We start from the raw sequence: 20,175 nt of genomic DNA, 5'->3' as shown, positions 1-20,175 counted from the left end.
TTACATCACCTCTGCTTTTCCGCCAAGAGCTTCAATTTTCTCAGCTGCTGACTTTGAAAAAGCATTAGCCTTAACATTGAGCTTTTTAGTTAACTCTCCATTTCCAAGAATCTTAACTCCATCACGAGGATTCTTAATGATACCTGCCTCTACTAATGTCTCAACAGTTACGTCTGAGCCATCCTCGAATCTCTCAAGAGCTGATACATTGATTGCAACGATCTCTTTGTGATTGATGCAATTAAAGCCTCTCTTAGGAAGACGTCTATATAATGGCATCTGTCCACCTTCGAAACCTGGTCTAGGTGATCCAGAACGTGCCTTCTGACCCTTATGTCCCTTACCTGCAGTCTTGCCATTTCCTGAACCATGTCCACGGCCTACACGGAAATTAGCACTGTGCTTTGAGCCTTCAGCCGGCTTTAATGTAGATAAATCCATGATCTGCGTATCCTCCTTCTCTTATACTTCCTCAACCTTTACCATATAACTTACCTGCTTAACCATTCCAAGTGTTGCAGCGTTATTTGGGAGCTCTACTGACTTATTAACCTTCTTAAGTCCAAGAGCCTCTACTGTCTTTCTATGCTTTGGTACAGCGCCGATAGGGGACTTTACCAAAGTTACCTTTAACTTATCTGCCATCTTCTAATACCTCCTTAGTTAAGTATCTCATCAACAGATTTTCCACGAAGTCTTGCGATATCCTCTGGGTTCTTGATCTCTGTAAGGCCCTTGATTGTTGCAAGAACTACGTTCTGCTTGTTGTTTGATCCTAAGGACTTTGTACGGATGTTCTTATATCCTGCAAGCTCAAGTACGCTACGAGCAGGACCACCAGCGATGATACCAGTACCTTCTGGAGCTGTCTTCAGAAGAACTGAAGCACTGCCGAACTGTCCATTCCAGTCGTAAGGGATACTACCAACTTCATTTACAGGAACTGTAACTAAATGCTTTGCAGCATCCTCCTTACCCTTACGGATAGCTTCTGGAGTCTCAACTGCCTTGCCAACACCAACGCCAACGTGGCCATTTCTATCACCAACAACTACGAGAGCTGCAACTCTAGAATTACGTCCACCCTTAACAACCTTTGTTACACGCTTGATGGCAACAACTTTATCTTCTAACTCTAACTTACTTGCATCAATTATTTCACGCTTCATACGTTGTTCTTCCTCCTTACTAGAATTCCAGACCAGCTTCTCTCGCTGCATCTGCTAATGCCTGAACCTTACCGTGGTATACGAAACCGCCTCTGTCATAGATAACAGTCTTGATACCCTTCTCAAGTGCTCTCTCAGCAATAACCTTACCAACGTAAGCTGCTGCATCAACATCATTTGTCTTCTCAAGCTCATCCTTAATAGCCTTCTCTGTTGTAGATGCTGCTACTAATGTCTTACCAACTGAATCATCAATAATCTGAGCGTACATATGATTATTACTTCTGAATACAGCTAAACGTGGTCTCTCTGTTGTTCCAGCTAAACGATTACGAACACGCATATGCTTCTTTACACGAATTGCGCTTCTTGATTCTTTATTAATCATCTTATCTCACTCCTTTATTATTTCTTACCAGTCTTACCAACTTTACGTCTGATAGTCTCATCCACATACTTGATACCCTTGCCCTTGTATGGCTCTGGTGCTCTCTTCTCTCTAATCTCAGCAGCGTACTGACCAACCTTTTCCTTGCTGATTCCGCTTACTATGATCTTGTTTCCATCAACTGATGTTTCGATACCATCTGGATCAACCATCTCAACTGGGTGTGAATAACCAAGAGCAAGAACAAGCTTATTACCCTGCTTCTGAGCTCTGTAACCTACACCGTTAACCTCAAGCTCCTTCTTGTAACCCTCTGTAACACCTACTACCATGTTGTGGATAAGTGTTCTTGTGAGTCCGTGAAGTGATTTCATCTTCTTTAAGTCGTTAGGTCTTGATACTGTGATTGTATCGCCGTCTAACTTTATATCCATTTCCGCAGGGAGAACTCTCTCAAGAGTTCCCTTTGGTCCTTTAACAGTCACTTTATTATTTTCTGCTATATCTACAGTTACGCCTGCAGGTACAGCGATAGGCATTCTTCCGATACGTGACATTTTGCCGTCCTCCTTTTACCAAATAAACGCAAGTACTTCTCCACCTACGTTCTGTTTTCTAGCTTCCTTATCTGTTAATACACCCTTGTTTGTGGAGATAATAGCAGTTCCAAGTCCACCAAGTACTCTTGGAAGCTCATCCTTGCTTGCGTATACTCGAAGACCAGGCTTTGAAATTCTCTTAAGACCTGTGATGATCTTCTCGTTCTTATCTGCACCATACTTCAATGTGATCTTGATTGTCTCGAACTTACCGTCCTCAACGATATCTACAGCCTTAACATATCCTTCTGATAAAAGTATGTCGGCAATAGCTTTCTTCATCTTTGAAGCAGGGATTTCTACTGTATCATGCTTTGCTGTATTAGCATTACGAATTCTTGTAAGCATATCTGCAATTGGATCGCTCATTGACATAATAAATTTCCTCCTTCTTACTCTTACCAGCTTGATTTCTTAACGCCAGGAATCTGTCCCTTATATGCTAACTCACGGAAGCAGATTCTACAAATTCCGTACTTCTTTAAAACTGAGTGTGGACGTCCACAAATGCTGCAACGTGTGTACTCTCTTGTTGAGAACTTCTGCTTGCGCTGCTGCTTAACTTTCATTGATGTCTTAGCCATTTCTCGAATCTCCTCCTTTATTATTTGCTATAAGGCATGCCGAACAGTGTAAGTAACTCACGAGCTTCCTCGTCAGTCTGTGCTGTTGTTACGCAAATTATATCCATACCTCTAACCTTATCTACCTTATCGTACTCGATCTCAGGGAAGATAAGCTGCTCCTTAATACCGAATGCGTAGTTACCTCTTCCATCAAATCCGTTTGGATTGATACCTCTGAAGTCACGTACACGTGGGAGTGCAAGATTTACAAGACGATCAAGGAACTCATACATCTTCTCGCCACGAAGAGTTACCTTACATCCGATAGGCATTCCCTCTCTCAGCTTGAAGTTAGCTACTGACTTCTTTGCTCTTGTTACAACTGCCTTCTGACCTGTGATTGTCTCAAGATCCTTGATAGCAGCGTCGAGAACCTTAGCGTTCTCTCTAGCTTCACCAACGCCCATATTGATAACGATCTTATCGAGCTTTGGTATCTGCATTACATTCTTATATCCAAATTTCTCAACCATGGCGCTCTTAATTTCAGCGTCATACTTTTCTTTAAGTCTACTCACCTAAGACGACCTCCTTCCAATTAATCTATCTTCTCTGTCTTGCCATCAACTTTGGCTACACGAACCTTATCCTTACCAGTTCCTTCAAAACCAACTCTAACTGGCTTGCCCTTGTAAAGATACATTACATTAGAGATGTCAAGTGGGGCTTCCATCTCGATGATTCCGCCCTGCTGGTTAGCCATGCTTGGCTTGCTATGCTTAAATACTTTGTTGATTCCTTCAACTACTACGGTACCATTCTTCTTATCTACTGAAACGACCTTTCCGCTCTTGCCCTTGTCCTTACCAGCGATAACCTGTACCATATCATCTTTCTTAATCTTCATTGTTGCCATAGTCACACCTCCTTATAATACTTCAGGTGCAAGTGATACGATCTTCATGAATTTCTTATCACGGAGCTCTCTTGCAACTGGTCCAAAGATACGTGTACCTCTTGGATTCATATCGTCTTTTATAATTACAGCAGCGTTCTCGTCAAACTTGATGTATGAACCATCCTTACGACGAGCGCCATGCTTTGTTCTAACTACAACGGCCTTAACTACATCGCCCTTCTTTACAACTCCGCCTGGTGTTGCATCCTTAACAGAGGCAACGATGATATCGCCGATATTCGCATATCTTCTAACTGATCCGCCTAACACTCTGATACAAAGTAACTCTTTTGCACCTGTGTTATCAGCAACTTTAAGTCTTGTTTCCTGCTGAACCATTTAATTTGCCTCCTTACTTTGCCTTCTCGATGATCTCAACAAGTCTCCATCTCTTATCCTTTGATAATGGTCTTGTCTCCATAACCTTTACTCTATCGCCAATCTTGCACTCGTTATTCTCGTCATGAGCCTTCAGCTTTACTGTTCTCTTTACAATCTTACCATAAAGAGGATGCTTAACATTATCTACGATAGAAACAACGATTGTCTTATCCATCTTGTCACTTGTAACTATACCAACACGTGTTTTTCTCAGATTTCTTTCCACAATAATTCCTCCTTCCAAGATAATTAAGCATTAGCCTTCTGGGCTATAACTGTCTGTATTCTTGCTATATTCTTTCTAACGTCCTTGATTCTGCTTGTGTTGTCAAGCTGATTTGTAGCATTCTGGAATCTCAGGTTGAATAATTCCTTCTTTGCAGCTACTAAATCTTTCTGGAGATCGTCAACGGACTTGCTATTTAATTCGTTCATAAAATCCTTAGTTTTCACTGCCTGCTACCTCCTCTAACTCTTCCTTTGATGCGATCTTACACTTAAGTGGAAGCTTGTGCATAGCGAGTCTGAGAGCCTCTTTAGCTACCTCCTCAGGTACGCCCTGAACCTCAAACATAACTCTGCCTGGCTTAACTACTGCTACCCAATACTCAAGTGCTCCCTTTCCTGAACCCATTCGAGTCTCAGCCGGCTTTGCTGTAACTGGCTTGTCAGGGAAAATCTTGATAAATACCTTACCACTACGCTTCATATATCTTGTCATTGCAATTCTGGCTGCCTCGATCTGGTTTGACTTGATCCAAGCTGGCTCTAATGCTACGAGACCATACTCACCGTTTGTAATCTTATTGCCTCTAAGTGCCTTACCAGCCATTGTTCCTCTGAACTGCTTACGACGCTTTACTCTCTTTGGCATTAACATTATTTATTTCCCCCTTCCTTTACTGTCTTTGTTGGAAGTACTTCACCATGGTAGATCCATGTCTTTACGCCAACCTTACCATATGTTGTATCTGCTTCAGCAAATCCGTAATCGATATCAGCACGGAGTGTCTGAAGAGGAATTGTTCCCTCGCTGTAGAACTCTGTTCTAGCCATATCAGCACCGCCAAGACGACCTGAACATGCACACTTGATACCCTGTGCGCCTGACTTCATTGTTCTACCCATGCAAGACTTCATAGCCTTTCTGAATGCGATACGATTCTCAAGCTGTGCTGCGATGTTCTCTGCAACGAGCTGAGCGTCAGCATCCGGCTTCTTGATCTCCTTAACGTCGATAAAGAGCTTCTTATCTGTTAACTTCTGAGCGTCAGCCTTGATCTTCTCGATTCCGGCTCCACCCTTTCCGATTACTACTCCAGGCTTAGCTGTGTATAATACGATCTTTACATTCTTTGCTGATCTCTCGATCTCGATCTTTGAGATGTTTGACTTGTAAAGAGTTGTCTTTAAGTATTTTCTAAGGATCTGATCTTCTGCTAAGTTCTTAGCAAACTCGTCATTTCTCTTGTCAGCATACCAGTTTGAATCCCAATCTTTGATAATGCCGACTCTTAAACCATGAGGATTAACTTTCTGTCCCATATTTTACCTCCTATTTCTCGTCAAGCACGATTGTGATGTGGCTTGTTCTCTTCTCGATTCTATATGCTCTACCCTGTGCTCTTGGATGAACTCTCTTCATTGTAGGTCCCTTGTTAGCGTAACACTCTGCTACGTAAAGGTCCTCCTTCTTCATGCCATTGTTGTTCTCAGCGTTAGCAATAGCAGACTTCAAAAGCTTCTCTATAACGCTTGAGCCATATCTTGGGTTGTATTCTACGATAGCAAGTGCTGTCTGAACATCCTTACCTCTGATAGCATCAAGCACAAAACATGCCTTGGTTACTGATACTCTTGCGTATGAAACCTTAGCTGATGGTCTTGTATCTTTGTTCTCATTTCTGAGTCTCTTGTCATGGGATCTATGTCCTTTAGCCATTTTGAAAAGTCCTCCTTTCAAATATTCCTAATATTATCTTCTACCCTTCTTTTCGTCCTTACCATGACCTCTGTATGTTCTGGTAACTACGAACTCACCGAGCTTATGTCCTACCATATCTTCTGTTACATATACTGGTACGTGCTTTCTTCCATCATGAACGGCAAATGTGTGGCCAACGAATGATGGGAAGATTGTTGAACGTCTTGACCAGGTCTTTATAACTTCTGTCTTATTAGCAGCGTTTAAAGCATCTACCTTCTTAAGCAGATGTGCATCTGCGAATGGTCCTTTTTTTAATGAACGAGCCATATTTCTTCCTCCTTAACTATTTAACATTCTTACCGTCTCTACGTCTTACGATCAACTTATTAGACTGCTTGTTCTTCTTTCTTGTCTTGAGACCCATTGCTGGCTTGCCCCATGGAGTAGAAGGACCTGGACGACCGATAGGTGCTCTACCTTCTCCACCACCATGTGGATGGTCATTAGGGTTCATGACAGAACCACGAACTGTTGGTCTAACGCCCATATGACGCTTACGACCGGCTTTACCAATGTTAACAAGGCCATGCTCGATGTTTCCTACCTGTCCAACTGTTGCTCTACAGATAATCGGAACCATTCTCATCTCGCCTGATGGAAGTCTAAGTGTTGCATACTTTCCTTCCTTAGCCATGAGCTGTGCAGCGTTTCCTGCTGAACGAACTAACTGTCCGCCCTTACCTGGATAAAGCTCGATGTTGTGTACCTGAGTACCAACTGGAATATTCTGAAGTGGAAGACAGTTACCAACCTTGATCTCTGCCTCTGCGCCATTCATCAGCACATCGCCAACTGCAAGCTTGAAAGGAGCAAGGATGTATCTCTTTTCTCCATCTGCATAGAACAGAAGTGCAATATTTGCTGATCTGTTTGGATCATACTCGATTGCAGCTACTGTTGCTGGAATACCATCTTTGTCATTTCTCTTGAAATCTATTATTCTATACTTTCTCTTAGCACCACCACCGTGATGTCTTACTGTTATTTTACCCTGATTGTTACGACCAGCTGTCTTGCTTGTTGAAACAACGAGTGACTTCTCTGGAGTTGTCTTTGTGATCTCTGAGAAATCAAGGCCAGTCATATTTCTTCTGGAAGGTGTATATGGGTTATATGTCTTAATTCCCATTGTTGTTCTCCTTTCGGTTCAATTTATTCTCACGCTTTGATTGCGTATACAACTAATGTGATGAGCGGCTATACTGTGCAGCCACCCACGGCTATATCTTAAAGTCCCTCGAATATCTCGATGTCCTTGCTGTCAGCTGTAAGCTGAACGATAGCCTTCTTGTACTTTGCTGTGTTACCAAGTGTCATACCACGTCTCTTGACCTTACCGTCATTGTTCATTGTGTTGACCTTTGCAACCTTTGTTCCCTCGAACATCTTCTCTACAGCTTCCTTAACCTGTGACTTGTTTGCTTCTGGATGAACAAGGAATGTATATTTCTTCTCAGCCATAGCGTTCATGCTCTTCTCTGTGATCACTGGCTTAAGTATAACGTCATAATATTTGATATCTGCCATTATGCGTACACCTCCTCAATTGTTGCAACTGCTTCCTTAGTAAGAACAAGCTTCTCATACTTGAGAATATCGTATACGCTAAGTGAATTAGCTACTGTTGTCTTAACTGTTGGAATGTTGTTTGCTGAAAGAACAACGTTATTGTTCTTATCCTTTGTTACTACAAGAGCCTTAGGAGCTGAAAGCTTTGCAAGGATCTTTGCAAATACGCTTGTCTTAGCCTCCTGAAGATCAAGCTTGTCAACTACTACCAGCTTGTTCTCAGCAACCTTTGATGAAAGTGCTGACTTCATAGCAAGCTGCTTCTCTTTCTTATTCATCTTAACTGAATAATCTCTTGGCTTTGGTGCGAATACAACTCCGCCGCCTGTCCACTGTGGAGATCTTGTTGAACCCTGTCTAGCATGACCAGTTCCCTTCTGTCTCCAAGGCTTTCTTCCACCACCAGAAACTTCTGAACGTGTCTTAGCGCTCTGTGTTCCCTGACGGTTGTTGGCTAACTGACCAACTACAGCCTTATGCATTATATGCTCATTTATTTCTACACCGAAAACTGCATCATTGAGCTCTAATGTCTCAACTTCTTTGCCTTCAATGTCATAAACCTTAACTGATGCCATTGTTGTCTCTCCTTTCCAAAGCCCTACTTACCAGACTTTACTGTATCTTTAATCATAACCAATGACTTCTTTGGTCCTGGAACAGCGCCCTTAACCAAGATTACATTGTTCTCAACATCTATTTTAACTACCTCAAGGTTCTGGATTGTAACTCTTACGCTACCCATATGTCCAGGCATCTTCTTGCCCTTGAATACTCTACCTGGAGTAGTTGCAGAACCGTTTGAACCTGCATGTCTGTGATACTTTGAACCATGTCCTGAAGGACCTGACTTAAGGCCGTGTCTCTTAAGACCGCCTGCGTATCCCTTACCCTTTGACTTAGCAGTAACATCAATCTTGTCGCCAGCAGCAAATACGTCTGCCTTGATCTCTGCGCCAAGCTCGTACTCAGCAGTGTTCTCAAGTCTGAACTCTCTATAGAAAGCCTTTGGAGTTGTTCCTGCCTTCTTAGCATGACCAACCTCTGCCTTACCAGCACCATGTGGATTTCTGATAACTTTCTTTCCTGATACGTCCTTTGTTGTTACTCTTTCCTTCTTCTCGCCGAATCCTACCTGAATTGCATCGTAACCGTCATTCTCAACTGTTTTGATCTGGGTTACAACACATGGACCAGCCTGCAATACTGTAACTGGTGTTAATACACCGTTCTCGTCGAAAATCTGTGTCATTCCGACTTTTGTAGCTAATATAGCCTTCTTCATTTCTGTTTCCTCCTAATTTAATTCACAGCGGATTGCATCTGCAATCATACTAAATTACATCCGAAAATGCATTAGGTACTGTTATTTAATTGTTTCTGCGGTTTGTTTTAAATTAGTCCGCATCTAATTGGGTTTCTTTTGAATTGCTGTCTGACTTTGATTATTTCATCTTAACATCGATGAACACGCCAGCGGACAGATCGATCTTCTGTAATGCATCAATTGTCTTCTGAGTTGGTGCTACAACATCGATAAGTCTCTTATGAGTTCTCTGCTCAAACTGCTCTCTTGAGTCCTTGTACTTATGAACTGCTCTTAAGATTGTGATCTTCTCAATCTTAGTAGGCATTGGAACTGGTCCGCTTACCTTTGCGCCAGTCTTCTTAACTGTATCAACAATCTGTGCTGCTGCCTTGTCGATAAGTTTGTGGTCATAAGCCTTAAGTGTAATTCTCATAATCTGATTTGCCATAAAAAAAGCCGCCTCCTTTTCGCACTTAATCTTAGTACAACAAGCGGTGACTGTACACTCTCCCGTGTGTGTCCTAAGTTAAAACCCAGAACCATCACGTCGTTTCTGTCCTCTTGACAGACGGTTATATTGTACAGTGACTTGTCGCCAGTTTTGTAAATTGACATTCGCTCCACGAAAAACCTGCGTCATATATGTACGCAGCAACCTCCGCTTCTCAGCTATCATGCCACAGCACGTTTGATTATATACTAGGGATTTCTTTAAATCAAGAGGTTTTTTTAATTTTTTTATGTTTTTTTGAATTATTTTTTAACGGGTATTTACAGGGTATCACTCGCCAGATTCACTCAGCTTGAATGTCCTCTTCATTTTGATCCCCTTGTTCTCCCATATCTCAAACTTCGAAAAGCTTAAGATGAACCCGTAATCTGTATGGTAACCATAATTCTCCATCGCAAACCCAGGGAATCTGCTTCGAATCGCATCGAGCAGCTCTGCCATATCATCTATCTTATATCCCCTGCCCGTCATATACTCATATGCAAATGTGTCTATCTCCTCCCTGTCATCGACCAACGTCAGCTTTGTCACGCCATTCTCATCGGTATAAACCTTCACTCCACTCACATTATTCTCCACAAATGTATCAAGATGAGTATAGCCATAATTTCTGACATCAAAATCCGGGTATCTTCTCACAACGCCTTCATACACCTGTTCCATGACAGCATCTCTTCCCTGTCCTTTATAATAGGAAGAAACCGAATATATCTCCTTTGCTATATCACCTATATCCGGTATATCAGCAGTGCATTTCCCTCCGGCAAGAACATCTATATACATATATCTCTGGGCGCTGTTCACAAGGATTTTGTCTGCGTCACATGGACCGGCAACCACAACCTCTATATCCGTGAGCCTCAGCTTGTCGAGAAGCGGTACTGTCAGACTGTCCCCCGTTGCTATATATATGCGCTCTGGCTTTGAAAGCGCAGCATCCGCCATAACCTCCACGGCCAGCGCAACCATCGCCGATGACACCTTATACTCTCCGTGCATGCAGTCCTGTATTCTGAACCTCCCTGCACTCTCCATAAAACTGTCATCGTCTTTGTCGGAATTAAACATCTTGCAGATCACAAGTTTGTCCGTTCTGATTATATCCTCATATATAACAGGCACAGCCTTTGCCTCTATGCTATCACAATCTATATACAGCGCAGCCCTCATGATATCCTCCTTAATAATATTCCACAACCATCACACACACAACAAACCACAGGTTTAATCCAATTATATCCTGCCATCCGCCTTAATCATCTCCATCAGAGTCTGTCTGAATCCAAACTCCTCACAAAGTGCTTCCGCATCCTTAAGAGCCTTCTTTCTCCTGTCCGGAGATACATTTTTCTTCACAGCTCTTATGAGCAGATTTTTAGGCGAATGTGCAATGTCTATAAATTCCATTATATCAGTCTTATATCCACACGCCTCAAGCATATGTCCGCGGATGGAATCTGTTGCCAGCGCAGCTATCCTCTCCTTGATGATACCGTATCTTGTCAGCGCAGCCAGTTCATCAGAATGCATCTGTTTATTCAGCTCATGCTGGCAGCAAGGCACGGACAATATATACTGTGCGTTCCAGCAAATGGCATTGTACAGCGCATAGTCCGTGGCAACATCACACGCATGCAGCGTCATGACCATATCCACATCCACATCCGTCTTATACCCATTTATATCCCCAAGTTCGAATTTTAGTCCGGTATATCCAAACTGTTCCGCCAGCGCATTGCAGTCTTTTATCACCTGCTCCTTGAGATCCAGGCCGGTTATATGGACATCAAGCCCCTTAACCTCATGCAGATAATAATAAACTATAAATGTCAGATACGATTTGCCGCATCCAAAATCTACTATATTAATAGAAGGTTTGTTGTAGCTCTTCATGACATTGTCCACGATCTCCGCAAATCTGTTGATCTGCTTAAACTTGTCATACATGGAGTGCACAACCTTGCCATCCTTTGTAAATATGCCCAGATGGGTAAATACAGGGATATCCATTCCCTCTTCAAGTATGTATTTCTTTCTTCGGTTGTTCCCCTGAACAGTTATGAGTTTATTCTCCGTGTGCCTCTTATTCACAGCTACTTTGCCCTTCTTTGAGATCTTCACATCCCACTCCTCCCGGGCCGAGAACATGTTTATCTGTCTGAATCCATCCTGCAGATCTCCGGCCAGTGCTTCTTCAAGCTCGTCCTCATCTATATTCTGGTGGAACACCTGCTTCTCCGTATACCTTTCTATCTGAAAGCACCTTTTACCGCCTATGATTTTTCTCTCAAATACCACTTTTCTGTATTCACCGCGTCCGCCACTGAGGATAATCTTGTGGGGATCACTCTGTACCATCTCTTCTATTAATTCTTTTATACTTATATCTGCCATTATTCCAACTTCTCCATTACCAACAATCTGTATCGTAATTAATCTCTGTCATCAATCTATGCACACAGCAGCCTTGACGCAGTGCTTTGATACAAGTATAATCTATAGGATATATTTTTTGAAGTTATTTTTATAAGGAAGGATTACATATATGTGGATAGCAGATGGATGGAAGGATTATGAAGTTATTGACTGCTCTGACGGAGAAAAGCTTGAGCGTTGGGGCAAATACACTCTGCTCAGACCGGATCCCCAGGTTCTATGGAGCACTCCAAAGAAAAATCCTGCATGGAATAAACTGAACGGACATTATCATAGAAGCAACAAAGGCGGCGGAGAATGGGAGTTTTTCAGCCTGCCTAAGCAGTGGACGATAAATTACAGGGATCTGACTTTCAATCTGAAGCCATTCAGCTTCAAGCACACTGGTCTATTTCCTGAGCAGGCTGCCAACTGGGACTGGTTCAGCGAACTGATAAAGGACTCACCTAAAAAGGATATTAAGGTGTTGAACCTGTTCGCATACACAGGGGGCGCAACATGTGCAGCCGCCAAAGCCGGAGCTACAGTCACCCATGTTGATGCATCCAAGGGAATGGTTACCTGGGCAAAGGAAAACGCAGCATCATCAGGGCTCGCCGACGCACCGATCAGATGGATAGTTGACGACTGTGTGAAATTTGTCGAAAGAGAGATCAGACGAGGCAACAAATATGACGCGATCATCATGGATCCTCCTTCATACGGCAGAGGACCAAAGGGTGAGATATGGAAGATCGAAGAGAAGATCCATCCTTTCACCAAGCTCTGCAGCCAGCTTCTCTGTGACAAGCCGCTTTTCTTCCTTGTAAATTCATATACAACAGGTCTCGCGCCTGCGGTGCTCACATATATGATATCCACAGAAGTAAAGAGCAGATTTGGCGGACATGTTGTGGCAGATGAGATCGGACTTCCTGTCACAGAGACAGGTCTTGTTCTTCCTTGCGGTGCCGCCGGAAGATGGCAGAGATAACAACGGATCGGTCGAGGCAGATACATTTTGCAGATAAACTAAAAGCAGGAATATGAAACCCAGCAAACTTCGTTATAGGGGCTCATATTCCTGCTTTTTTTAATTTTTCAGCTTCTTAATTTCAGCTTTTTTTGTCACGTAATTTAGTCCTTTATACCGTCACATCCGCATACTCCAGACGGATAACCTTCTCCAGATCCGCAGGGGCTATCTCTATCTGATACCCAACCTTACCCGCACTCACATACATCTTATCAAGATCTTCAGCACTTGCATCTATCGTGGTCCTGAAAAACTTCTTCATACCGATAGGTGAGCAGCCGCCATGTATATATCCGGTAAGAGGGAGGAGTTCCTTTGCCTTGAGCATATCTATCGACTTCTCTCCCACAGCCTTCGCAGCTTTCTTGAGATCAAGTTCCTCCTTGACAGGAATTACAAACACGTAATTTGCGCCAGACTTCGCAACGGTCACCAGGGTCTTATACACATACGCAGGATCCTGTCCAAGTATAGCAGCAACCTTCTCGCCATTCGTCTCCCCTGTCTCAACATAACAATAGTGGTTATACTTTATCTTCTTGCTGTCAAGTATGCGCATGACATTCGTCTTTTCTTCCGTCTTTGAGTTCTTATTCTTATCCTTCATGAGTAAATAGTCATCTCCTTAAATACACACAGCGCTCCAACCTGTCAACCGACGATTGAGGCGCTGTACGTCTTCCTGCTTTATTCTATCTTTTTCTTTTATTGTATATGTGCCATTTATTCTTTATCTGTCTTCCATCGGCAGATACTCTCTGTGTGTTCCCACATACTTGTATGCAGGTCTGATGATCTTGCCGGCATTGACAAGCTCCTCTATTCTATGCGCTGACCATCCCGCAATACGTGCGATGGCAAATATAGGAGTAAACAGCTCGATAGGGATACCGAGCATCGTATATACAAATCCACTGTAGAAATCTACATTTGCCGATATAGGCTTGCCGCTGCGTCTTCTGGCCGCAAGCAGTCTTCCTGATATCTCCTCAACCTTCTTGTACAGCTCAAATTCCTTTGTCCTGCCCTTCTCCTGGGCAAGTCTCTCTGCATATCCCTTGAGTATCCTAGCTCTAGGATCTGAGTTGGTGTATACCGCATGACCCATTCCATATATAAGGCCTGAATGGTCAAAGCCCTTCTTGTCAAGAAGTCCTGTGAGATATTTCTCCAGCGCAGCCTCATCACCCCAGTTCTTGACATGGCTCTTGAGGTCATCAAACATCTGCTGAACCTTGAGGTTCGCACCACCATGCTTAGGTCCCTTCAGTGATCCAAGTGAACTTGCAACTGCAGAATATGTGTCTGTTCCTGTCGACGATACTACATGAGTTGTAAATGTGGAGTTATTACCACCACCATGCTCAGCGTGTATAACCAGACATATGTCAAGCACCTGCGCCTCAAGCTCTGTATATTTCTTATCTGATCTGATAAGCCTCAGGAAATTCTCCGCAGTGGAAAGCCCCGGCTTCGGATTGTGTATTACAAGACTCATGTCGTGGAAATAGTGCTTGTAGCCCTGATAACCATATGCGGCGATCACAGGGAACTGTGCTATCAATTCCATACACTGTCTGAGAACATTCTCTATGCTTATATCATCCGGATTATCATCATATGAATAGAGTGTGAGAACACATCTCTGCAGAACGTTCATCATATTCTTGCTTGGCGCTTTGAGGATAACATCTCTTGTAAACTTTCTAGGAAGCTCCCTGTAGCACTCCATCATCTCAACAAATCTCTTAAACTGCTGCTCATTTGGAAGCTTTCCAAACAACAGAAGATACATAGTCTCCTCAAATCCGAATTTACTTCCGTGAAAACCTCTCTCAAGATCCTCAACATTGTACCCCTGATAATACAGACGACCATCAGTCGGCACTCTCTCTCCATCTATTACATCATATCCTATGACATCAGATATCTCTGTGAGTCCCGTGAGTACACCTTTTCCTGTGGAATCTCTGAGGCCTCTCTTGACATCATAATTGACATAGAGGTTCTGGTCTATCTTGCCAGATTCTGTACAATAACCTGTAAGCTCATCCAGTATTCTGTTATATTCCTCGCTGTTTCTTTCCAAACCTCATGTCTCCTTCCTTTATCCAATCCCTGTTCATCATCCCGGAGCTTCTCCGGATCTTATCAATAAACTATATCAACTCACCACAGTTTATCAAAAAAACTCCATTTTCGCAAGAAAGACAGCAATAAATTTGATTTATTCCTGTCTTTTCGCCGAAATTATTTAATTTCAAAATATTTCTGTCTAAATTTCAATAATATATCTCTCATAGGCATTTATGATCGTCGTGTCCTCGTATTTTGATTCGCGGACAAAATCTCTTCCATAATTTATATGCACATGGCCATGGACAAAATACTTAGGTCTGTACTCCTCCATAAGCGTTCTGAAACACTTAAAACCTGTATGTGGGAGATCCTCGGAATCATTTATCCTGTATGCAGGCGAATGGGCAACAAGTATGTCAAAGCCCTTGTTCCTCATGATCTTAAACCTGAGTTTCCGTACTCTTCTGGCCATCGCACGCTCGGAATACTGATGATCCGCACCACCAAACTTGTATTCCATCGAACCGCCAAGTCCCAGAATTCTGACACCCTTATACACATAAAGCTTGTCGTCTATGCACTCGCAGCCCCCCGGCGGTGTATCCTTGTAGCACACGTCGTGATTGCCATGGACATAGAGAACGGGCGCATGACTGAATGTCGCAAGGAACGACAAATACTGTGGCGATAAATCGCCACAGGATATTATCAGGTCTATTCCCTCGACCTTACTCTTATCAAAATAATCCCACAAATACTTGGATTCTTCATCCGCCAACAACAAAATCTTCACGTATCTATTCCCCTGTACTACAGTATACCTTCTCCGTAGGAGATTTATCTTATTTCACTTCCGGAACCGACTTGAGCTCCAGACTCTCCGGTGTGTCTATACCCTGAAGTGCAACTACCGTCTTTGCCTCATCGACAAGATCGTCCTCTGTAGGGAGCATGCCCACTACATTCTCAGCAAGCCAATCCATCTTGAGTATATCTTCATGGAGCATCGCTCCGTCATCTTCATTTCTCACTATTCCGTTCTGGGATGTAAGCTTTCCGCTGAACGGTGTGATAGCGCCCTCTCTTATGAGGTTTGTCATAACCGATATGAGCTTCTGTGTTCCGGCCGGAAGGTGCTTTGAGCATATGACGTCAACTATTCCCGCTGACATACCCCACCAGTAGCTTATCGCATTGCTGGTCTCGTTCTTCTCCTCCTGCTTCCAGTTGCCCTCCAGTATGGATCTAAGGATCCTCTCATAGAATGCACCCCAGTTGTAGAAAGGCATGGCAAGGTTGACGACCTCTCCATTCTGATCATAGTGATAAAGTCCGAAGTTTCGTGACGCATCATCCGGCATGATCATGTCTCTATCGGATATATATGTTATTCCATTTCTCTCGAAGAACTTCTGTGGATCAGCATTCTTAACCTTCGTCCACTGCAGATATATCTTTGCCCTAGGGTTGACCATCCTTGCTCCGATGGCAAATGCATTGATGTTCGCTGTTGTTCCGAATATCGGATAATCAGCTACATATCCTATCTGTCCGTCAGCACACAGGCTTCCCGCTATCATACCGGTGAGGAACTTCACTTCGTACATTCTTGCATAATAGGTACGCACATGGCTGTTCGCAAGGCTGAGGGAACAGTTAAGTATCTTTATCTCCGGGTGGAGCACTGCAGTCTTAAGAGCCTCAGGAAGCATCTCAGGCCCTGTCGTAAATATCACATCATACTTCTCATCCACAAGTCTTCCAAGGCACTCTGTCAGCTTGGCAGGTGTATCCACATTACAGAAGGTTCTGCTGTCGATAGAATCTCCGAGTTTATTCTCCATGTCCATTCTACCCAGTTCATGGCTGTATGTCCAGACCGAGTTGGCTGGCGACTTATCATACACAAATGCCACCTTCAGGTTCGAAGGGCCTGATGGCTTTATAACCCTGTCGAGTATGGACTTCTTAGGCTCCACAGGATCGAGCTTTGGAAGAACCGTCTTATCCTTCTTCTCATTTGTGAGGACTATCTCATTCCATACCTTGTCAACACTGTCCTTCACCTGGGATGTAGTCATGTTCTTAAGAGCTTCATAGCCATACACATTGAGGAATACAAGCATGGCATCGTCCACTGTTATAGTGAGCTCCTCATTGCCCTTCTTAGCAAGATAAGCCTTCTCAAATGCGAGATGTGCCGAGTTGAAATCCAGTCTCTCATCCTCTGTGAAAACCGCATCCTTAGTGATCCCTATGAACTCCCTGAGCTTATCATATCCACCGAGCTGTGAGAAATATACATAGTTGATCCCCGTCTGCTTGTGGAAATCTATAAATTCAAAATATATCTTATTCTCAAGTGAGTCTGTCCTTCTAGGTATCTTTCTTGTAACCATGGCAGGAACTGAGTCCGCACCAAAGTATTTGAGCACACTCACTCTCTTATTTCCTTCTACTACATAGAATTTGTTCATATACTCATATACCTTTATCGGGTCATGTATACCTTCCTCTATGTGGGACTCACACAATGCGGCCCATTTCATTCCAAATTCAGTATGATAATCCAATATAGGCATAAAATTACTAGCAAACGCCGTCGTCCTTGCAGCGGTAGCAGTTCCAACCACGCGGTCAAGCGATATAGTCTGGAGACCAAGATTCACTTCACCTACAGTGTCAGATGGTGATATTATCTCATCCAAAACCGGAAGATATGGATATTCATTTTTTGCTACGGCTGCCTGATATCTCTTCTCACCAAGCTTCTGAGCCCTTAAATATTCGTTTGCTGACATACTATCACTCTCCTTATTCAAGACCATATAGTAATACTATAAAATTCAATAATCAAGAATTTGTTTCCTTCCGATCCGCCAAAATTATCTGCCTTTCAACTGCATGTTTTGTGAATTATGTATAAATCGCATTGTATGTTATGCATAATTACCACTTGATTTTTTCCGTAACATGCTGTATTATATTATTAAATTCAGAAGATTTCACATATTTTCGAACTTAATGTCGGTGTGTGTGAATATCAATATACTTAAGGAGTCTGGCTAAAACACTTCCACCAGGCTCCTTTTTATTGTAGCATCTATTCTGTTCTTTTACAGCATTCCCCATCAAAATTCATTGATTTCGACTGCATCATTGTTCATCTTCCCTGTATGCGTCAAATGTAACCTTTATGTCAGTTCCCTTACCTGGTTCACTGTCCATATCAAGCTGTGCATTGTTGCGGGCAACTATATGCTTTACTATGGCCAGGCCAAGTCCTGTGCCACCTGTGGACTTCGATCTGCTCTTGTCCACTCTGTAGAATCTTTCAAATATCCTCTCCTGATGCTCCTTCGGGATTCCTATTCCCGTATCTTTCACACGAAGAATCACCTTATCATCCACAGTCTTTACGGTTACATCAACGCTTCCGTTCTTGTTGTTGTATCTGATGGCATTGTCTGTGAGGTTGTACACAAGCTCCTCCATCATCATCTTGTTCGCATATATATATCCGTGACTGCCATCATAGCTGAGTGTCACACTGTTCTTCTCTGCGTTTATCGCCAGCATATCCGTGGCTGTTCTGGCTATGACCGCCAGATCGATCTTCTCCATCAGTGGCGCATCCTCGGATACATCCAGCTCTGACAGTCTGATTATATCATTGATGAGGGTGAGAAGTCTGTTGGAGTTCTTGTGGATCTCAGTTGCAAAATGATGCACATCCGCCTCGGTAGCCATACCGGTCTCGATGAGCTCCGAATACCCCGATATAGATGTGAGTGGCGTCTTGAGCTCATGTGATACATTTGCCGTGAACTCCTGTCTCATCTGTGAGCTCTTCACTATATCCGCATGCTGCTTCTGTATCATATCTATGAATGGGCGCATCTCCTTGTACGCAACTATGTGGGTATCGTCATCCAGACTGTTCGCCATCTGCTCTATTGGTTTCAATATGTTTCTGGTCAGATAGTGTGTCACTATGATGGTGACACAGACAAGGATCGCCATCACCACCAGCATGACCGGCACAGCCGCAAGGAACATACTGATTACATTGTTGGTCTCCCTCGCTATTCTCAGCACCCTTCCAGACTTGAGCAGTATCGCATAGTAATATGTGCTCTTATTGAGGGTTGCCGACTTTCTTATAACATGTCCATCACCATTTTCAAATGCCTCTGCTATCTCTGGTCTGTCAAGGTGGTTCTGCATGGAAGTCTCATCGGCCTGATTGTCATACAGAACACTGCCGTCAGGCGCTATAAGCGTCAGTCTGAGGTCATTGGTATCCACGCTTGCATACACACCGGTGTCATCCGCGTCGAAATCTCCGGTATTCTTAAACACCTCAGCATACCCCTTCAGATCCCTTATGATCTCCGCCTTGTACACCTCATAGAATATAAACGTCGACAGGACCATGGTCACCGCTATGGCCACCAGTGAAAAGATGATAAACTCCAGATTGATAACCTTTTTCAGTCTTTTATCGTCTCTCTTACCCATATGCTACTCCATCTTATACCCTACATTTCTAACCGTCTTTATCATATTACCTGCTTCGCCAAGCTTCTGTCTCAAAGTCTTGATATGCATATCAAGGGTTCTGGATTCGCCCTCGTAATCCGTTCCCCACACATCCGACATGATCGTGTCTCTGTGAAGGACTATTCCTGCATTAACCATGAGAAGCTTTAAGAGTTCAAACTCCTTGAAGGTAAGCTCACACAACTCACCGCCCACATGCACCTCGCGTCTCTCTGAATCAAGGGTTATATCCCCGAGTACCATCTGCTTGTCATCCTGCAGCGCCCTGCTTCTTCTGAGCAGTGCCTTGACTCTGGATATGAGCTCCATCACGCCAAATGGCTTGGTGAGGTAATCATCCGCTCCTATATCCAAGCCCTTGACCTTGTCAAGCTCTGTAGTCTTGGCTGTCACAAGGATAATCGGAACTCTGACAGTATCAGGTCTGCTCCTGAGCTTCTTCACAATCTCAAGACCATCCATGTCTGGGAGCATGATATCCAGGAGTACCAGATCAGGGACCTTCTCCACAGACCTTGAGAAGAAGGATTTCGCATTCTCAAACTCCTCCACCGCATATCCGCTGTTTTTCAAAGCAAACATCTCTATCTCTCTTATATTCTTATCGTCTTCTACAATATAAATATGTACTGCCATTTTGTCTCC

The 20,175-nt window shown here is 43.3% G+C and carries 30 protein-coding genes; 1 reads left to right on the top strand and 29 read right to left on the bottom strand.

The genetic code is table 11. The features are described 5' to 3' along the window. From rplO to DW025_RS02025, 23 genes are all read right to left on the bottom strand, one after another. The gene (gene rplO / locus DW025_RS02135) at window positions 1-441 is read right to left on the bottom strand and encodes a 50S ribosomal protein L15 (protein ID WP_004850150.1); all 441 of its coding nucleotides are present in this window, start codon (window positions 439-441) and stop codon (window positions 1-3) included. A gap of 21 nt (window positions 442-462) precedes the next feature. Beyond that, window positions 463-645 (bottom strand): 50S ribosomal protein L30, encoded by a 183-nt coding sequence (gene rpmD, locus DW025_RS02130; protein WP_004850147.1) that lies wholly within the window; start codon window positions 643-645, stop codon window positions 463-465. Window positions 646-659: 14 nt separating this feature from the next. Continuing rightward, entirely contained in the window at window positions 660-1,169 is a 510-nt protein-coding gene (gene rpsE / locus DW025_RS02125; RefSeq protein ID WP_015533792.1) for a 30S ribosomal protein S5, read from the bottom strand. Window positions 1,170-1,188: 19 nt separating this feature from the next. Next, window positions 1,189-1,557 (bottom strand): 50S ribosomal protein L18, encoded by a 369-nt coding sequence (gene rplR / locus DW025_RS02120; RefSeq protein WP_022216651.1) that lies wholly within the window; start codon window positions 1,555-1,557, stop codon window positions 1,189-1,191. Between the two features lie 17 nt (window positions 1,558-1,574). Next, a complete protein-coding gene (gene rplF, locus DW025_RS02115; RefSeq protein WP_022216650.1) occupies window positions 1,575-2,114 on the bottom strand; it encodes a 50S ribosomal protein L6 in 540 nt (179 codons plus the stop codon). A gap of 15 nt (window positions 2,115-2,129) precedes the next feature. After that, the gene (gene rpsH, locus DW025_RS02110; RefSeq protein WP_022216649.1) at window positions 2,130-2,531 is read right to left on the bottom strand and encodes a 30S ribosomal protein S8; all 402 of its coding nucleotides are present in this window, start codon (window positions 2,529-2,531) and stop codon (window positions 2,130-2,132) included. Between the two features lie 23 nt (window positions 2,532-2,554). Beyond that, a complete protein-coding gene (locus DW025_RS02105) occupies window positions 2,555-2,740 on the bottom strand; it encodes a type Z 30S ribosomal protein S14 (RefSeq protein ID WP_004850137.1) in 186 nt (61 codons plus the stop codon). A 20-nt stretch (window positions 2,741-2,760) separates the two neighbouring features. Beyond that, window positions 2,761-3,300, bottom strand: coding sequence for a 50S ribosomal protein L5 (gene rplE / locus DW025_RS02100; RefSeq protein WP_004850134.1), 540 nt, complete (start codon window positions 3,298-3,300; stop codon window positions 2,761-2,763). Between the two features lie 20 nt (window positions 3,301-3,320). Next, window positions 3,321-3,638 (bottom strand): 50S ribosomal protein L24, encoded by a 318-nt coding sequence (gene rplX, locus DW025_RS02095; protein WP_004850132.1) that lies wholly within the window; start codon window positions 3,636-3,638, stop codon window positions 3,321-3,323. Window positions 3,639-3,650: 12 nt separating this feature from the next. Beyond that, entirely contained in the window at window positions 3,651-4,019 is a 369-nt protein-coding gene (gene rplN / locus DW025_RS02090; protein ID WP_022216648.1) for a 50S ribosomal protein L14, read from the bottom strand. Between the two features lie 13 nt (window positions 4,020-4,032). Continuing rightward, window positions 4,033-4,287 (bottom strand): 30S ribosomal protein S17, encoded by a 255-nt coding sequence (rpsQ, locus tag DW025_RS02085; RefSeq protein ID WP_022058713.1) that lies wholly within the window; start codon window positions 4,285-4,287, stop codon window positions 4,033-4,035. A 23-nt stretch (window positions 4,288-4,310) separates the two neighbouring features. Continuing rightward, window positions 4,311-4,514: a 50S ribosomal protein L29 gene (gene rpmC / locus DW025_RS02080; RefSeq protein WP_004850126.1), complete on the bottom strand. Its 204-nt coding sequence runs from the start codon at window positions 4,512-4,514 to the stop codon at window positions 4,311-4,313. Further along, window positions 4,504-4,941 carry a 50S ribosomal protein L16 gene (gene rplP, locus DW025_RS02075; protein ID WP_022216647.1) on the bottom strand — a complete coding sequence of 146 codons (438 nt, stop codon included), beginning with the start codon at window positions 4,939-4,941 and terminating at the stop codon, window positions 4,504-4,506. The genes rpmC and rplP overlap by 11 nt, the downstream gene beginning before the upstream one ends. Continuing rightward, window positions 4,941-5,606, bottom strand: coding sequence for a 30S ribosomal protein S3 (gene rpsC, locus DW025_RS02070; RefSeq protein ID WP_022216646.1), 666 nt, complete (start codon window positions 5,604-5,606; stop codon window positions 4,941-4,943). The genes rplP and rpsC overlap by 1 nt, the downstream gene beginning before the upstream one ends. A gap of 10 nt (window positions 5,607-5,616) precedes the next feature. Beyond that, a complete protein-coding gene (gene rplV / locus DW025_RS02065) occupies window positions 5,617-6,003 on the bottom strand; it encodes a 50S ribosomal protein L22 (protein ID WP_004850120.1) in 387 nt (128 codons plus the stop codon). Window positions 6,004-6,036: 33 nt separating this feature from the next. Then, window positions 6,037-6,315 carry a 30S ribosomal protein S19 gene (gene rpsS / locus DW025_RS02060; RefSeq protein ID WP_022216645.1) on the bottom strand — a complete coding sequence of 93 codons (279 nt, stop codon included), beginning with the start codon at window positions 6,313-6,315 and terminating at the stop codon, window positions 6,037-6,039. A gap of 16 nt (window positions 6,316-6,331) precedes the next feature. Further along, a complete protein-coding gene (gene rplB / locus DW025_RS02055; protein WP_022216644.1) occupies window positions 6,332-7,177 on the bottom strand; it encodes a 50S ribosomal protein L2 in 846 nt (281 codons plus the stop codon). A 98-nt stretch (window positions 7,178-7,275) separates the two neighbouring features. Continuing rightward, window positions 7,276-7,575: a 50S ribosomal protein L23 gene (rplW, locus tag DW025_RS02050; RefSeq protein ID WP_004850114.1), complete on the bottom strand. Its 300-nt coding sequence runs from the start codon at window positions 7,573-7,575 to the stop codon at window positions 7,276-7,278. Continuing rightward, the gene (rplD, locus tag DW025_RS02045; protein ID WP_119998501.1) at window positions 7,575-8,195 is read right to left on the bottom strand and encodes a 50S ribosomal protein L4; all 621 of its coding nucleotides are present in this window, start codon (window positions 8,193-8,195) and stop codon (window positions 7,575-7,577) included. The genes rplW and rplD overlap by 1 nt, the downstream gene beginning before the upstream one ends. A gap of 23 nt (window positions 8,196-8,218) precedes the next feature. Next, on the bottom strand, window positions 8,219-8,902 hold the full coding sequence (gene rplC, locus DW025_RS02040) for a 50S ribosomal protein L3 (RefSeq protein ID WP_015533789.1): 684 nt from the start codon (window positions 8,900-8,902) through the stop codon (window positions 8,219-8,221). A 160-nt stretch (window positions 8,903-9,062) separates the two neighbouring features. Continuing rightward, a complete protein-coding gene (gene rpsJ / locus DW025_RS02035; RefSeq protein WP_004850108.1) occupies window positions 9,063-9,374 on the bottom strand; it encodes a 30S ribosomal protein S10 in 312 nt (103 codons plus the stop codon). 333 nt (window positions 9,375-9,707) lie between these two features. Beyond that, entirely contained in the window at window positions 9,708-10,607 is a 900-nt protein-coding gene (locus DW025_RS02030; RefSeq protein ID WP_117550704.1) for an OST-HTH/LOTUS domain-containing protein, read from the bottom strand. 63 nt (window positions 10,608-10,670) lie between these two features. Then, a complete protein-coding gene (locus tag DW025_RS02025; protein WP_118649701.1) occupies window positions 10,671-11,831 on the bottom strand; it encodes a class I SAM-dependent methyltransferase in 1,161 nt (386 codons plus the stop codon). A gap of 151 nt (window positions 11,832-11,982) precedes the next feature. Here DW025_RS02025 and DW025_RS02020 point away from each other — a divergent pair, with 151 nt between their 5' ends. Further along, window positions 11,983-12,846: a class I SAM-dependent methyltransferase gene (locus DW025_RS02020; RefSeq protein WP_119998499.1), complete on the top strand. Its 864-nt coding sequence runs from the start codon at window positions 11,983-11,985 to the stop codon at window positions 12,844-12,846. Between the two features lie 151 nt (window positions 12,847-12,997). Here DW025_RS02020 and ybaK read toward each other — a convergent pair whose 3' ends face one another. From ybaK to DW025_RS01990, 6 genes are all read right to left on the bottom strand, one after another. Beyond that, window positions 12,998-13,495, bottom strand: coding sequence for a Cys-tRNA(Pro) deacylase (ybaK, locus tag DW025_RS02015; RefSeq protein WP_119998497.1), 498 nt, complete (start codon window positions 13,493-13,495; stop codon window positions 12,998-13,000). Between the two features lie 123 nt (window positions 13,496-13,618). Then, window positions 13,619-14,977, bottom strand: coding sequence for a citrate/2-methylcitrate synthase (locus DW025_RS02010; protein WP_117550712.1), 1,359 nt, complete (start codon window positions 14,975-14,977; stop codon window positions 13,619-13,621). A gap of 186 nt (window positions 14,978-15,163) precedes the next feature. Continuing rightward, a complete protein-coding gene (locus tag DW025_RS02005; protein WP_055223143.1) occupies window positions 15,164-15,760 on the bottom strand; it encodes a metallophosphoesterase family protein in 597 nt (198 codons plus the stop codon). Between the two features lie 49 nt (window positions 15,761-15,809). Continuing rightward, window positions 15,810-17,768 carry a BMP family ABC transporter substrate-binding protein gene (locus DW025_RS02000; RefSeq protein ID WP_117550713.1) on the bottom strand — a complete coding sequence of 653 codons (1,959 nt, stop codon included), beginning with the start codon at window positions 17,766-17,768 and terminating at the stop codon, window positions 15,810-15,812. A gap of 355 nt (window positions 17,769-18,123) precedes the next feature. Then, on the bottom strand, window positions 18,124-19,488 hold the full coding sequence (locus DW025_RS01995; RefSeq protein ID WP_117550715.1) for a sensor histidine kinase: 1,365 nt from the start codon (window positions 19,486-19,488) through the stop codon (window positions 18,124-18,126). 3 nt (window positions 19,489-19,491) lie between these two features. Further along, complete coding sequence (locus DW025_RS01990) at window positions 19,492-20,166, bottom strand: response regulator transcription factor (RefSeq protein ID WP_055146522.1); 675 nt, start codon at window positions 20,164-20,166, stop codon at window positions 19,492-19,494. Between the last annotated feature and the right edge of the window lie 9 nt (window positions 20,167-20,175).

It is taken from the genome of Coprococcus sp. AF38-1, from assembly GCF_003603945.1.
GTDB lineage: Bacteria > Bacillota > Clostridia > Lachnospirales > Lachnospiraceae > Coprococcus > Coprococcus aceti.
This window is presented reverse-complemented; position numbering and strand designations above follow the sequence as displayed.

What these genes read in the sequence shown, in the direction of transcription:
- rpsS (WP_022216645.1), bottom strand. Translation starts at nt 6,315, where the DNA reads ATGGCTCGTTCATTAAAAAAAGGACCATTCGCAGATGCACATCTGCTT.
- DW025_RS01995 (WP_117550715.1), bottom strand. Translation starts at nt 19,488, where the DNA reads ATGGGTAAGAGAGACGATAAAAGACTGAAAAAGGTTATCAATCTGGAG.
- DW025_RS02025 (WP_118649701.1), bottom strand. Translation starts at nt 11,831, where the DNA reads ATGGCAGATATAAGTATAAAAGAATTAATAGAAGAGATGGTACAGAGT.
- rplC (WP_015533789.1), bottom strand. Translation starts at nt 8,902, where the DNA reads ATGAAGAAGGCTATATTAGCTACAAAAGTCGGAATGACACAGATTTTC.
- DW025_RS02030 (WP_117550704.1), bottom strand. Translation starts at nt 10,607, where the DNA reads ATGAGGGCTGCGCTGTATATAGATTGTGATAGCATAGAGGCAAAGGCT.
- rpsE (WP_015533792.1), bottom strand. Translation starts at nt 1,169, where the DNA reads ATGAAGCGTGAAATAATTGATGCAAGTAAGTTAGAGTTAGAAGATAAA.
- rpsJ (WP_004850108.1), bottom strand. Translation starts at nt 9,374, where the DNA reads ATGGCAAATCAGATTATGAGAATTACACTTAAGGCTTATGACCACAAA.
- rplF (WP_022216650.1), bottom strand. Translation starts at nt 2,114, where the DNA reads ATGTCACGTATCGGAAGAATGCCTATCGCTGTACCTGCAGGCGTAACT.
- DW025_RS02000 (WP_117550713.1), bottom strand. Translation starts at nt 17,768, where the DNA reads ATGTCAGCAAACGAATATTTAAGGGCTCAGAAGCTTGGTGAGAAGAGA.
- DW025_RS02020 (WP_119998499.1), top strand. Translation starts at nt 11,983, where the DNA reads ATGTGGATAGCAGATGGATGGAAGGATTATGAAGTTATTGACTGCTCT.
- rplW (WP_004850114.1), bottom strand. Translation starts at nt 7,575, where the DNA reads ATGGCAGATATCAAATATTATGACGTTATACTTAAGCCAGTGATCACA.
- DW025_RS02105 (WP_004850137.1), bottom strand. Translation starts at nt 2,740, where the DNA reads ATGGCTAAGACATCAATGAAAGTTAAGCAGCAGCGCAAGCAGAAGTTC.
- rpsC (WP_022216646.1), bottom strand. Translation starts at nt 5,606, where the DNA reads ATGGGACAGAAAGTTAATCCTCATGGTTTAAGAGTCGGCATTATCAAA.
- rplN (WP_022216648.1), bottom strand. Translation starts at nt 4,019, where the DNA reads ATGGTTCAGCAGGAAACAAGACTTAAAGTTGCTGATAACACAGGTGCA.
- rpmD (WP_004850147.1), bottom strand. Translation starts at nt 645, where the DNA reads ATGGCAGATAAGTTAAAGGTAACTTTGGTAAAGTCCCCTATCGGCGCT.
- rplB (WP_022216644.1), bottom strand. Translation starts at nt 7,177, where the DNA reads ATGGGAATTAAGACATATAACCCATATACACCTTCCAGAAGAAATATG.
- rplX (WP_004850132.1), bottom strand. Translation starts at nt 3,638, where the DNA reads ATGGCAACAATGAAGATTAAGAAAGATGATATGGTACAGGTTATCGCT.
- rplV (WP_004850120.1), bottom strand. Translation starts at nt 6,003, where the DNA reads ATGGCTAAAGGACATAGATCCCATGACAAGAGACTCAGAAATGAGAAC.
- rplP (WP_022216647.1), bottom strand. Translation starts at nt 4,941, where the DNA reads ATGTTAATGCCAAAGAGAGTAAAGCGTCGTAAGCAGTTCAGAGGAACA.
- rpsH (WP_022216649.1), bottom strand. Translation starts at nt 2,531, where the DNA reads ATGTCAATGAGCGATCCAATTGCAGATATGCTTACAAGAATTCGTAAT.
- DW025_RS01990 (WP_055146522.1), bottom strand. Translation starts at nt 20,166, where the DNA reads ATGGCAGTACATATTTATATTGTAGAAGACGATAAGAATATAAGAGAG.
- ybaK (WP_119998497.1), bottom strand. Translation starts at nt 13,495, where the DNA reads ATGAAGGATAAGAATAAGAACTCAAAGACGGAAGAAAAGACGAATGTC.
- rplO (WP_004850150.1), bottom strand. Translation starts at nt 441, where the DNA reads ATGGATTTATCTACATTAAAGCCGGCTGAAGGCTCAAAGCACAGTGCT.
- rplR (WP_022216651.1), bottom strand. Translation starts at nt 1,557, where the DNA reads ATGATTAATAAAGAATCAAGAAGCGCAATTCGTGTAAAGAAGCATATG.
- rplD (WP_119998501.1), bottom strand. Translation starts at nt 8,195, where the DNA reads ATGGCATCAGTTAAGGTTTATGACATTGAAGGCAAAGAAGTTGAGACA.